Here is a 13,247-nt window from a genome sequence, read left to right as displayed (position 1 = left end):
TCTGATGACAACTCAGTGACAGAAATGGAGTTACAACCAATTTGTCAGCATAAGACCTACACCCAAGGATTGCGTCTGATGATCGTAGTCTAATAACGACTGTCCGTAGCCATTAAAATACTGAACATACCCTCGAGTTTTACCCCATAAAGGGAAGGTAAAACCAAGCTGAATGGCACCACGGTTGTCATCGGCTTTTAGGTTGTTTCGTAACATCACTTCAACCGTGTAGTCGTCGATCACATGAATAAGGTTAAATTCCCCATAGCCATAATAGTTTTCGATATTAGGGTTGTCGTCTATCTCAGCGCTCTCTGGAATACGATACCAAGGCTTGATGGAAAAAATGGTGTCGCCCTGCTCAAACATGAAATCCACATAAAAACGATTCCAAGATCGAGACAACTCATCGGTTTGACCATTGGATTGATGGTTAAAACCATAGGACACATAACTGGGTTTGATGCCCAAAAAGCTGTGCTTTGGTTTGGTCACGATAAAGACTTCAGGCTCGTGATTGGTATCACGAAACGGCGCGGATATATCACTGTTGTACGCCTGCCAATAGGCTTGCTGCGTATAGGCAAACCAAAGACTGGTGTTGCGGCCCACCACATCGTAGGCCACAGGAAATTTCACACTGAGTTGAAATTTAAATTCTATGTTATCTAAACTTTCTGTGCTGTCTGCATCACCCAGAAAAGCTCGATCGTTTGGGCTAGAGGTATACGCGATGGGTAAAAAATAATTAGGCTTATGAGGCGTTAAAACAAACGGATTGCTCACTGTGGCAATCTCTCTGTTTTCTCGCTGCTGAAAAAGCCCATTGGCTGCACGAGCACGCGTTGCAATCGAATCCGGCACTTCGGGTTCTTCTGGCGAATACTCCTCTTCAGCGCTGATGTCTGAAGATAGCTCTTCCCCAACAAGGGTGTCGTTCTTGCTCGAAAGGAATTCATCACTTTGTGATGTTTGTAACGCTGACGCTGTATCGACAATGTCACTGGAGTCAACTTGCGCCCAAATCAAACTTGGAAGAAGCATCATTGAGCACAGAATGGTTTTCATTATTTACGACCTTTTTGGTGAGTGTTAGCACCATTATTATTGGGACAGTACAACCTGTTTTGCGTAGGTGGCTCTATCCATGTCACACACCTCAACGGACAAGCTTACATTGTTCAGTGAAAACTGTGTTAAGGCTTCTAGCACCAAATGAGAAAGTTGCTTTTTTTGCTCTTCTGTACGGCCAGATAACACTCGCAAAGTGACGTGAATAAAAGCATCTTCTTGCCCCACCGAAAGAAAACTTTTAAAAGGAAAACTGCGCAGTTTAATGTCTTGAGGGGAAAACAATGCCGAAGCAATACACGCTTCTTTTACCGCTTCGAGTAAATCCGCTGGTGGCACTTCTTGCTCTAAATTTTGGCTGTATTCAACAATACAATGTGGCATATGACGCTCCTTTATTAGACTTATTTAGATGAAGATTCGTTAAAAATACTCAATATCCGCGTGAAAAATCCACTGCGTCGGGAACAATACCCGTAAGACGATATTGACGGACATTCGCCGCCACTCTTTCGCTGGCACTGCCCGGATGAGAAGGCGCAGAAATGTGAGGCAACACGGTCACCGATTCATGTTGCCAATAAACGTGTTCTTTAGGCAAAGGCTCATGCATAAAGACATCCAGCACGGCGTGGGCAATAGTCCCTTCATCTAGCAGCTGAAGCAAAGCTCCATCGTCGATAATGGGACCGCGGGCAAAATTGATTAACTTGGCATCTGCTGGTAACAGAGCCAATCGATCGCGATTTAGCAAGCCTTCGGTTTGCGGCGTTAACGGCAATAAGCACACTAAAATATCCGACTGGCTTAACATGGCGTTTAAACCATCTTCCCCATCAAAACAGTCAACGCCCTTTAGTGTTTTTTTAGTGCGACTCCAACCTGATACTGAAAAGCCATTGTCGACAAGACGCTCGGCACTGGCTTGCCCTAAGGCACCCAACCCCAAAACACCAATTCGACGTTCTTTCGCGAGCACAATCGGATGTTGCACCCAAGCGCGTTCTTTTTGCTGTTTTGCATAAATCGGCATTTCTCGGTGCAAATATAAGGTCCAAGCAAGCACGGCTTCAGACATGGTGTTTGACAGGTTCTCATCGACTAAACGCACAATCGAAAATGGCGCTGAGGGCATCTCATTCACCATTCTTTCTACGCCAGCCCACAAGCTGTGAACCCACTTAAGCCCGGGTAAAGTATTTAAATCTTTGGGATCAGGGTCTGCCACAATCGCAAAATCGCAATCTTGCTTTTGCGCTTGCGTAAGGTCCGAGAGGTGAACAATGGTTTCTTCCGGCATAGCAGCCGACAAGGTCGCGATCCAATGACGCTGCTCTTTATCGTCTGCACGGCTTACAAAGGGTATAAGGTGGGTACTCATGAATCAACCTTAAAAAAAATAGCCTTCAATAGTACGCTGATGGCATTCAGTTATAAAGGAGTCTTAAGTTGATTCGAGCCTTGAATGAAAGCGACCTCAAACTCGCTGGGGGGCACAGGACGACCAAAATAATAGCCCTGATAATAGAAACAATTTACCTCACATAAACGCTCAAAATGCGCCAATGTTTCCACACCCTCTGCTAAAACACTGATATGTAGAGCTTTAGCCATGGCAATCACAGCGTGAACAATGGCTTCATCACTTTTATCAGTTAATAAATCTCTTACAAAAGACTGGTCGATTTTCAAGCGATCTATAGGCAATGATTTTAAGTATTTCAGCGATGAATAGCCGGTGCCAAAATCGTCAATGGAAAGATGCACTCCCATGCCTTTTATAGCGTGCATTTTTTCAAGAGAAGAAGATAAATCATTGAGCAGCATATTTTCTGTAATTTCTAGGTCCACACAGCTTGTTGGCACCTTGTGTTTACTTAACTGCTCTTTGAGCATAGGCAAAAAGCCCGCTTGCTGGAACTGTATCGGGCTAACATTAATCGACATACGCCAGGAAGGGTGCCATTTTCCTTCTTTAAGCCAAATTGCCACTTGAGATAACGCTTGATTGAGCACCCAGTGACCAATCTCAACGATTAAGCCAATTTCTTCCGCCACAGGAATAAACTCAGCAGGGGAAATAAAGCCTCGTTTAGCGTCTTTCCAACGTATCAAGGCTTCTGCGCCAATCAGTTCGTTTTTGTGGTTCGTTTGAGGCTGGTAGTAGAGTTCGAATAACTTGAACTCAGTAGCATGGTGAAGGGCTTTTTCCATTTCTAACCGCGCATCCGACACGGCCTGCATTTCTGCTTTATAAATCGCAAAGGTATTTCGTCCAGACTCTTTTGCCCGATAGAGCGCAGTGTCGGCTTGTTTTAAAATAGCTTCAGCGGACCTCTCAGTATCTATGAAAATCGTTGCCCCTAAACTGGCAGTAATATGTACTTCGTGGTGTCCCGCTTTTTTCACTTGCTGACAAGCAAACATAATACTGTCGGCAAAACCTTTCACGTCTTTTTCGACCTGCTCCCTGTTACTGCCTAACTTAGTAAGTAAAAAAGCAAACTCGTCTCCGCCCATGCGCGCAAACACTATGTTGTCCTCTAAAAGAGACGATAACTGGGATGCCACGCTTATCAATAACTGGTCCCCTACATTATGCCCTAAAGAATCATTGATGGTTTTAAAGCGATCAAGATCCATAAAAATCACTGCGGAGCAACTAAGCGATGACTTCCCCTGTTTATTGTGCAAAGTGGCTTCAAGTCGCTTAGCCAAATATTGACGATTGGGCAATCCCGTCACCGAATCATAATAGGCAAGATGATGTATGTGCGCCTCGGCTTCTCTGCGTTCAGATATATCGCGAATCAATAGCAGAATTTCTACTTTATTTTGCAATTGATATTTCGCCAAGCGAATCTCTACGGGCAATTCAATCGCTTCAATTTGATAAGTGGCTTCGACAGTTAAAGGCTGATCGATTTTTAGTCCACTTAATACATCTGCAAAGACAGGCCAAGTGTCCGTGGTGTGTAAATCATTTAGGGAACTGGATTGAAACTCTGCGCTGTCCCGCTTTAGCATCGCCTGAGCGGCACTATTCGCTAAGATGATGTTGTTATGTTCGTCTAACAACAAAATACCATCCGCCGCGTGTTCTATCATGGCTTTGGTATGGCTGTCGCTGCGTTCTAAGTCACTTAACGCGGTGTTTAGCTTGCGCCACATAGCATCGAATGTAGCATGAAGATTGCCAAGCTCGTCAAACCTGTGTTGACGATGGAATGAAGCAGGTAAGGGTAACCCCTCATTACGTTTCACCTTAGTTAAAGAATCGGTTAAGCGCATTAAAGGAAAGGTAACAAGAAAATAAAATACAAAAGAAATGAGCGATGCAAGTAGTAAATCCTTGCCTAAATTATAAACAAGGATATGGGAATGCTCACTAAATATGGCATCGAGTAAATGGGGCTTATATGGTGTGATCGCTAAATGCCCTGCTTGAAAAGTAGGATTGACTACACGCAATTGACGTTGGTAAAGCGGCAAATCTGACAAAAAATAATCGCTTAAAAAAAGGCAGGTAGAAGAACAAGATTGATCAATCGAGCCTGCTTTTACGAACAGTAAACCAGCATCGTCAAACACCTCTACCTGAGCAATCGAAGGAATGATAATGAGACTGTCAATTTGCTGTTGTGCGTATTCAATGTCTAAACGAAACACGGCTTCTGATAAAGGCTTTTCAACAACCGCTAACAACTCTTCAAAATCTTGATTTATCTGAGTTTTTTGTAGTTGTGCCCCTTCAAAAAACTGAATAGCACTGCTAATTAAGCTCAACACAACAGCAAGCACCAGGGTCAAAGCAGCCTGTTTTAGAAACAACGATTTAGAGAATACAACACCCATTAATGCTCGCTTGTCATTTTAATTCGTTAGCCCTTTGTGGTACTCACCAAAAAAGTACACACCAATAGAGGTAATCTGCAAAAAAGATACATAGATCGTCAAAACATTGAAAACAGAAATGTTTCTATATGTAACACACACGTTATCAAGACTGGTCTACTCTTCATAGCAAAACAAGAAGTCATAAATATATTTTATACCTTTCTATGATGTATATCAGTGTATTAAACGCAAATATGTGAACATCAATAAACGCATTCGCCCTTAAAACCTCGATATACCATAAAAACCGCACAGTTATTTCGTTTGCTAAGACGCATAAACGAAAAAGCTGGCACGATGCATCGTGCCAGCTTTGAAACATACTCTGTTGTAGGAAAGTTACCCGATTACAGCACCGTCTTCACGAGAAATAGCAATCACACTGGAACGCGGTACAGTCATACCGCCATTTGGCCAATGGGAGTTACCTTTTTCACCAGGATGCTGAACACTAATAAACATAGTCGTGCGGCTAGCATTCCATGCCGCACCGGTAATTTCACACTCTTTTGGCCCCACAAGGAAACGACGAATTTCACCAGTTTCAGGATCGCCCACCAACATTTGGTTATTACCTTGGCCTTTAAATTCTTTCTCGTTTGAGTAGTTGCCGTCGGTTTGAATCCACAACAGTCCCTTCGAGTCGAATTTCAAACCATCTGGTGAGTTGAACATGTTGTCTTGATTCAAATTGCTAGAACCAGCGTAGGCATCGTCATATACGGCTGGGTTACCCGCCAAGACAAATAAATCCCATTTGAATTCCGTATGAGTATGATCGCCACTCATTGGCATCCAACGCACGATTTGTCCGAAGTTGTTTTTCACACGAGGATTCACACCAGAGGCTGGCGTTGCATCACCACCCGCGTTTGGTTTTACGCCGCGGTTTTTGTTATTCGTCAATGAACAATACACTTCTGCTTTATGAGGATGAGCAGCCACCCACTCAGGACGATCCATGGTCGTCGCGCCCACTTTAGACGCCGCCATACGAGTATGAATCGCAATTTCTGCGTCTGTCATACCGGTAGTTTTAGGTGTCAATGGCAACCATTCGCCGCGATTATTATCGTGGAATTTAGCCACATACAAGGTGCCCTCTTCCAATAAATCTAGGTTATTACCACCGGCTAAATACTTGTGTTTAGACACAAAACGGTACAAGAACTCACCGCGCTCATCATCGCCTAAATACACCACAACATGGCCATTTGACGCAATGGTTACCTCAGCGTTTTCGTGTTTAAAACGACCGAGTGCCGTACGCTTTTTTGGACGAGAAGTAGGATCCATCGGATCGATCTCTACCACATAACCAAAGCGGTTTGGCTCATTCGGCTCTTTAACAAGGTCGAAGCGGCTGTCTGCCATCGCCCAATTATAACGTCCTTCCGTGCTGATACCGTAGCGTTTAAAAGCGTCTGGCATCACATAATTCTTATCATTGGCGGTGAAGTAACCATTGAAGTTCTCTTCACACGTCAGGTAAGTGCCCCAAGGGGTTTGGCCATTACCACAGTTGTTCCAAGTACCTTTTGCCACAAGACCTTTAGGGTCTTCAGAGGTTTGCATCCACTTGTGACCACGAGCAGGCCCAGTAATGTCCATTTCTGTGTCGGCGGTAATACGACGGTTGTAAGGCGAATCTTGAACAATGCCCCATTTGCCACCGCGTTGATCGATTTCCACAATAGACACACCGTGCGCGGCTTTGTTTTTGCGCACATCATCCGCTGTGGTTGGCATACCGCCATCACGATTTGGATGAAGCGTAAATTCATTGGTGTACTCGTTGTTCACTGCCAATACTTGCTTACCGTTTTTAGCAAAAAACGCCATACCGTCGTTGTGATCGCCAAACGCCAATTCTTGAGACGCACCAGAACCACCGGTCATGCCATTAAAAGCTGGCGCATTGCTGAACAGTGGGTCACCCCAAGATGCCACTAGGTCCCACTTATAACCGGTTGGTACTGTAATGGTGTCCAGTGAGTTGGCTTTCACCATGTCAAAAGCAAGACGAGACTCTGAGCTGCCCGCTGCCAAGGCGTTACTTGCCGCTAAAGTAGTAGACCCCATCACGAAAGCGCCGGCACCAACGGCCGCACCGCCACCTAAAAAGCCACGACGAGAAACCATTTTGTTCGCCACTTGCTCAAATTCAACCACTTCGGGTGCTGGACGGACCAATTCATCTAATTCATCAAAACCTAATTTTGCATGCACTTTAATGCTCATAACACTGCCCTATTATCTTTAAGAGAGAGCCAACGAATGGCTGAATTTTTTGTATGAAATACGAGTCAATTGCTCCCCCCTGCAAAAGGAAGCTGCAGAAGAATTTACTGGTACAAGATGACATTGCGATTACAATGAGATGGCAGTTAAATGGCAGAACGTTGAAATAAAAAAACCGCTGACAACATAACGTTATCAGCGGTTTGATACAGCGAATAAAATAAATTCGATGATTAACCTTGGTGAGCAAGGTACTCATCGTAAGTGCCTTGGAAGTCGATGACTTTCTGGCCTTTGATTTCAATCACACGGTTTGCCAAGGAAGACACAAAAGCACGGTCATGGCTGACGAAAATCAGCGTGCCGTCAAAATCCATCAACGCGTTGTTTAACGCTTCGATCGCTTCCATGTCCATGTGGTTGGTCGGTTCGTCCATGACCAGTACATTTAAATCGGCCATCATCAATTTGCCAAACAACAGGCGGTTCTTTTCACCACCAGAGCAAACGCGTACTTTTTTGTTGAAGTCATCGGCAGTAAACAACAAGCGACCCAACATGGCGCGGACTTTTAGATCGTCATGCTTGACGGTACGCCATTTAGACATCCAATCGAACAGGGTCAGATCACAGTCAAAATCCTTCGTACTGTCCTGAGGGCAATAACCAATGACCGCGTTTTCCGCCCATTTGATTTCACCTTGCTTAGCTTCTAACTCGCTCATTAGGCAACGCAAAAAGGTGGTTTTCCCCGCGCCGTTTTCACCGATGATCGCCAAACGCGAACCCGCTTCCAGAATCATGTCGCCACCAGAAAACAAAAGTTCATCGTAACCGTGACCTAAATCTTCCAAAATCAGGGCATGACGATGCAATTTTTTGTCTTGCTTGAAGTTCAACGACGGTGTCATACGGCTTGACTGTTTAACTTCCGACAACTCGATTTTCTCTAACTTTTTCGCCCGAGAGCTGGCTTGTTTGGCTTTTGAAGCATTGGCAGAAAAGCGGTTAACAAACGCCTGAAGATCGTCCATTTCGGCACTTTTCTTCGCGTTTTCAATCAACTGCTGTTCACGAATCAAAGACGAGGCTTCCATGAAATATTCATAGTTACCCGGATAAATACGCAGCTCACCAAAATCGATGTCTGCCATGTGAGTACACACAGAATTCAAAAAGTGACGGTCATGGGAAATAATGATCATGGTGCATTTACGCTGATTCAATACACCAGCTAACCAATTGATCGTATGGATGTCTAGGTTGTTGGTAGGCTCATCAAGTAACAAAATATCCGGATTAGCAAACAACGCCTGCGCCAATAACACACGCAATTTCCAACCTGGCGCAACTTGACTCATTAAACCAAAGTGAAACGCTTCTTCGATGCCAGCTTCAAGCAAAATATCGCCAGCGCGACTTTCTGCACTGTAGCCGTCCATTTCAGCAAACTCGGCTTCCAATTCACCCGCGCGCATGCCGTCTTCTTCGCTCATTTCTGGCTTGGCATAGATCGCATCGCGTTCTTGTTTGACTTTCCAAAGGGCCACATCGCCCATGATCACAGCATCCACCACGGTGTATTCTTCAAACGCAAACTGGTCTTGGCTCAAAGTACCGACTTTTTCACCCGGCGTAATCGACACATTGCCAGACGTTGGTGTAAGCGCACCGCTCAAGATTTTCATAAAGGTGGATTTGCCACAGCCGTTAGCGCCAATTAGGCCATAACGATTACCGTTACCAAATTTTGCTGAGATGTTTTCGAACAATGGCGTTGCGCCAAATTGCATGGTGATATTTGCCGTGGAAATCAAAAGAAAGCCTTAAAAAAAGAAAAAAAGTATAAACATAAAGTGGGGCGAATATAGTGATTTAGCGCCGAAAAGTCGAGGATTGACCCCGGCTTATTTGAGTTTGGTCACTAAAAGTTGCTCAACGCGAACCCCTTCCAAATCCAACACTTCGAATTTATAGCCCTCATGGACAAAAAAATCCGTGCGTTTTGGCAAGCGTTTCAGGCTATAAGTAATAAAACCGCCCAAAGTTTCGTACTGGCTACGATCGGGGAACTCTTCAATATCAAGGCGGCGCATCACATCGTTAATTGGCGTTAACCCTTCAATCAACCAAGAGCTTTCGTCGCGCTGTACAATTTGTTCCTCGTCGTGTGGCGTTAGCAAGCCGCCCATAAAGCCACCGAGTAGATCTTTCACCGTCACAATGCCCACAATGGTGGCGTATTCATTAACGATCACCGCAAAAGCCTGCGGCGCGACGCGAAACGCGTTTAGTGCTTCCGACAGAGTGAGTGTCTCCGGTAAATAAAACACTTCCTTATCGACTTTCTCTGGCTTAATTTGCGCCTTCTCGCCTTTTAACACCAAACGTAGAATTTCTTTCGACTCGATAATCCCTTCAATTTTATCCAAACTGCCATTACACACTAAAAAGTCATTGTGTGGATGATCGATGATTTTCTGGCTGATCTCTTCGCTGCTATCATCAATATCAAAATAAATAATCTGATCACGTGGCGTCATGGTGCTGGCGATATTGCGTGTTTCGAGCTCGAACACATTGCCGATTAATTGATATTCCTGACTTTGTAAACTGCCATCCTCCGCGCCCGCGTCCATCATGGCAACAATGTCTTCTGTAGTGACAATTTCTTCACGCTCAATTGGCACATTAAACAAACGTAAAATCATATTGGTAAGGCCGTTGAACAAGAACACCACGGGCGTTAATAAAAAGGTCACCCACAGCATGGGCGTGACCATTCGAATCGCCACAGCTTCGGGCATAATAATGGCCAAACGTTTTGGCAGTAAATCCGCAAACAAAATAAACAAAGAAGTAAGGCTCAAAAACGACAACACAAAACTGATTTGCTCTAACAAAGGGCCGGAATACACCAAAATCACCACTTGCTTGATGTAAGGCGTGAGTGTTTGTTCACCAATAATACCGCCCAAAATCGCAATCGCATTCAGTGCGATTTGAATCATCGCAAAAAACGCGCCCGGCTTTTGCTGTAACTTTAGTACGGCTAAGGCTTTGACATTGCCCTCGTCTGCCAACACTCGCAACTTTATTTTTCGCGCTGCGGCCATGCCGATTTCAGACATGGCAAATAAAGCACCAGCAATGATTAAAAAGCCGATACTGAAAACATCACTCATTTTGATACCACTTTGCCGCATTGGGCTGAATTGACACTCTATTCAAGGAGAGCGGATTAAGAAGAGAAGTGCTGCCGTCAGCACCTCATAAAAGTAGGCGCATTATAAGAGGAAGTCACATGGATACAATGGTTATTTTCTGATCTTTTAACAACGCAAATAGACGTTGCAAAAAAGCATTCAACACAGACTTCGATCGGCTTTAACAGTCTTCGATCGAAAAGAGCACACATCAATGGTATGCTGTTTTTATTCGTCAATAAGAGTCATTTTATGCAAATTAACAATTCGGCACTTACCTATAGCCAGCAAGGCTTACAACGCAGTCAGCAAAAGTTGGATCAGGCGAGCCAGCAGGTTGCCAGTGCGTCTTTGCCAAGGGCGAATCAAGCCAACGAAATGACAAATACAGACGCCGATATTCGCAATGGTCTACTCGACGCCAACAGCAGCGTGACCGAAGCGCAAGCCAATGCCAAGGTACTGGGCTCATACGACAAAACCCTCGGCAGCATCATCGATATTATGGCGTAAGCGCCAACAAATCCCTCACTTCTTGTTCCGTGGTACAACGCACTAACCGTCCTATTTCTTCTCCCTCTTTTAATAAAATCAAGGTTGGCCACAATTTGACGCCAAACTGTCGCCCCAAACGCTTGCCTTTGCCATCAAAAACTTTAATGTGCACCTGTTCAGGGTACTGAGACAACACCGCTTTTATCGCCGCACTCGCCGCCTGACAATGACCGCACCAAGGCGCACCGAACTCCAGCACAGCTACGCCTGCTAAGGCCGTCACCTCGTCAATACTGGGCGCGTCTTCGGCGTATTCTTCGTTAAATCCCATACTCATGGCTTGCATCTTTTTGCCTCTTTTTTGTATTTGAATAAAGCTTGGTCCTGTGCGATAACAAGACGCTCAATGACAATAATAACGAATCATTTTAATACGCTCGCTAAGAGTAAGGATAAGCCACTATGTTCAGTCACATTATGCTAGGCGCCAACGACCTTCAAGCATCGCAAACATTTTACGACGCTACCTTTAAAGCCTTGGGTTACAAAGCAGGCACGATTGATCGCAAAGGTCGATATATTAACCAAACCGATACTGGCTTGTTTATGATCACCAAGCCACTCAACGGCGAAGCGGCTACACATGGAAACGGTTCAACCATTGGTTTTTCTGCCGCCACACCAGAAATGGCCGACGCTTGGCATAAAGCAGGACTTGAAAGTGGCGGCACGGCTTGTGAAGACGCGCCGGGCGTTCGTGACCTAGGCCGAATGAAGCTTTACCTAGCGTATTTAAGAGATCCTTCTGGTAATAAAATTTGTGTCCTTTGTCCGGTCACTGAATAACCAATTTGTGACACCTCATCCGGTACGTCGTGCCGACACACCGGATGAGGCTTATTACCGAATTACATTAAATTCGTCTTTGCATTCATCTGACCCCATTTCAAACTCTCGACAAATCCATGGGCGATTCTCATAAATCGTGCAGCGAAAAGTATCTCTGTCCACCGCAGAACACCACCCATCCTCGAGGCGTAACATGGTTTCGCCGCCCCACTCGTCGACTGAAATGTGTTTGTCTGGCACACCCGTATCGGTGATGATCATCACCTCCAACCGACAACAACAGGCCTGACAGTTTGAGCAAGTCACTTCGACCGCACTAACGTCTTTTAACGCGATGGTCATGGGCATATTTGTGGTGCCTGATAATCCAGTTTGAGTAGGTCAAAATAGTTCTGCCCAAGGGCAATATTCCGAAACGCGTTGTCGTCCAAGAACTGATGAATACGACTCGTCGCATTTAGCTCTTGCTGATACACATGAAAATTATTACCCCGAAAAGCAACAAAGTCCGAACCAGGCAAAATACGCTCGGAATAGTCATTCATAAAGGCCACGTACAAATCCTGATTGCCTCGTTTACTAAAGTAATAATCGTCCAAAATACGCCATGAAATATCGATCATGAGATTCGGATAGGCGTCTAATAAGCGCGACATAATCCCAATGTGCTGAGTCGCCTTCATGGTCGTCAATTCGTGAGACATCCCCATGTGCGCCCACACAATTTTGTTATCTGGATACAAAGCCAGCGCCCTTTCCATCAGGGGCAAATACATCGTGGGGTCATCGTCATTGCCTAAATCCGAATGAATGGTGATGGGGTCGTTTCTCAAGCGTAATTGCGCCATAAAACCTTCCCATTTGGTGATGTCTTTGGGCGTTGCGGCTTGGTGACGATTAAAAAATTGCGCCTGTTTCACCAAGTTCACTTCACCCATCCAATGAAATAGCCCTGGGTATTCTTTGTCGTAAAACTCCATCAGCGCGACCGTCGGTTCAGGGTTAGACAAATCCGTAAAGGTCATCGACAAGGTAAGATGCAATCCTTCTGGTTTATGCTCGATCATATTAGCCGCGTTGACAAAATCGTTGCGGGTGGTTGGCGCCACCGGCGTGCCAGGACATTTTAAATAATTGGAACAACTGGAGTTCGACGGCAACATCTGGCCGATGCCATACACATTAGCGAACCGCACCGTAGTACGAGACAGATAATCGTTCATTTCGTTAAACGGGATAGCGCGACCATCAAAAGGGCGATAGTGCAAATGCGTGTCTACCACGGCGGTGTAAGGTTCCGTTTTTCGGTCATAACAAGCCGATTCACCCTTAAACGACGCCAAAGAGCGATGCTCCGACACGTCGTCTGAAAAAGCGCATCCGCTAGTAAACACCGATGCCAAGATGGCAACACACAAATAACGCCCCATAACCCAAGATCCCTCATCAATGCTGCACATACGCAGCTAAAAACCCATTACAAAGCAT

The 13,247-nt window shown here is 45.1% G+C and carries 12 protein-coding genes; 2 read left to right on the top strand and 10 right to left on the bottom strand.

Annotated elements, in window-relative coordinates; translation table 11 throughout:
* Positions 1–30: 30 nt before the first annotated feature.
* The 7 genes from J9B83_RS05045 to J9B83_RS05015 form a co-directional block, all read right to left on the bottom strand.
* Positions 31–1,068 (bottom strand): phospholipase A, encoded by a 1,038-nt coding sequence (locus J9B83_RS05045; RefSeq protein ID WP_211535651.1) that lies wholly within the window; start codon positions 1,066–1,068, stop codon positions 31–33.
* A 36-nt stretch (positions 1,069–1,104) separates the two neighbouring features.
* Complete coding sequence (locus tag J9B83_RS05040) at positions 1,105–1,455, bottom strand: 5-carboxymethyl-2-hydroxymuconate Delta-isomerase (protein ID WP_211535650.1); 351 nt, start codon at positions 1,453–1,455, stop codon at positions 1,105–1,107.
* A gap of 49 nt (positions 1,456–1,504) precedes the next feature.
* A complete protein-coding gene (locus J9B83_RS05035) occupies positions 1,505–2,452 on the bottom strand; it encodes a 2-hydroxyacid dehydrogenase (RefSeq protein WP_211535649.1) in 948 nt (315 codons plus the stop codon).
* A 50-nt stretch (positions 2,453–2,502) separates the two neighbouring features.
* Complete coding sequence (locus J9B83_RS05030) at positions 2,503–4,926, bottom strand: putative bifunctional diguanylate cyclase/phosphodiesterase (protein ID WP_211535648.1); 2,424 nt, start codon at positions 4,924–4,926, stop codon at positions 2,503–2,505.
* Between the two features lie 381 nt (positions 4,927–5,307).
* Entirely contained in the window at positions 5,308–7,209 is a 1,902-nt protein-coding gene (locus J9B83_RS05025) for a PhoX family protein (protein WP_211535647.1), read from the bottom strand.
* 233 nt (positions 7,210–7,442) lie between these two features.
* Positions 7,443–9,026: an ABC-F family ATPase gene (locus tag J9B83_RS05020; protein ID WP_211535646.1), complete on the bottom strand. Its 1,584-nt coding sequence runs from the start codon at positions 9,024–9,026 to the stop codon at positions 7,443–7,445.
* Positions 9,027–9,116: 90 nt separating this feature from the next.
* Positions 9,117–10,394, bottom strand: coding sequence for a hemolysin family protein (locus tag J9B83_RS05015; RefSeq protein ID WP_211535645.1), 1,278 nt, complete (start codon positions 10,392–10,394; stop codon positions 9,117–9,119).
* Positions 10,395–10,667: 273 nt separating this feature from the next.
* Here J9B83_RS05015 and J9B83_RS05010 point away from each other — a divergent pair, with 273 nt between their 5' ends.
* Positions 10,668–10,928 (top strand): hypothetical protein, encoded by a 261-nt coding sequence (locus tag J9B83_RS05010; protein WP_211535644.1) that lies wholly within the window; start codon positions 10,668–10,670, stop codon positions 10,926–10,928.
* Here J9B83_RS05010 and J9B83_RS05005 read toward each other — a convergent pair.
* Positions 10,918–11,256, bottom strand: coding sequence for a thioredoxin family protein (locus tag J9B83_RS05005; RefSeq protein WP_211535643.1), 339 nt, complete (start codon positions 11,254–11,256; stop codon positions 10,918–10,920). The two genes, J9B83_RS05010 and J9B83_RS05005, sit on opposite strands and share 11 nt — an antisense overlap.
* A 116-nt stretch (positions 11,257–11,372) precedes the next feature.
* Between J9B83_RS05005 and J9B83_RS05000 the strand changes: the two genes are divergently transcribed.
* A complete protein-coding gene (locus tag J9B83_RS05000; protein WP_211535642.1) occupies positions 11,373–11,756 on the top strand; it encodes a VOC family protein in 384 nt (127 codons plus the stop codon).
* Positions 11,757–11,810: 54 nt separating this feature from the next.
* On the opposite strand, the gene J9B83_RS04995 is transcribed toward J9B83_RS05000, so the two are convergent.
* Together J9B83_RS04995 and J9B83_RS04990 are read right to left on the bottom strand one after the other, a co-directional pair.
* Positions 11,811–12,107, bottom strand: a complete 297-nt coding sequence (locus J9B83_RS04995) for a YkgJ family cysteine cluster protein (protein WP_236037122.1) — start codon at positions 12,105–12,107, stop codon at positions 11,811–11,813.
* Positions 12,098–13,189: an amidohydrolase family protein gene (locus J9B83_RS04990; protein ID WP_211535641.1), complete on the bottom strand. Its 1,092-nt coding sequence runs from the start codon at positions 13,187–13,189 to the stop codon at positions 12,098–12,100. The genes J9B83_RS04995 and J9B83_RS04990 overlap by 10 nt, the downstream gene beginning before the upstream one ends.
* Positions 13,190–13,247: the final 58 nt, after the last annotated feature.

Origin of the sequence: Marinomonas vulgaris, assembly GCF_018145875.1 — a bacterium.
In the GTDB taxonomy this organism is placed as follows: Bacteria; Pseudomonadota; Gammaproteobacteria; order Pseudomonadales; family Marinomonadaceae; genus Marinomonas; species Marinomonas vulgaris.
The sequence above is the reverse complement of the archived record's forward strand: the minus strand, read 5'-3'. Positions and strand labels throughout refer to the sequence as shown.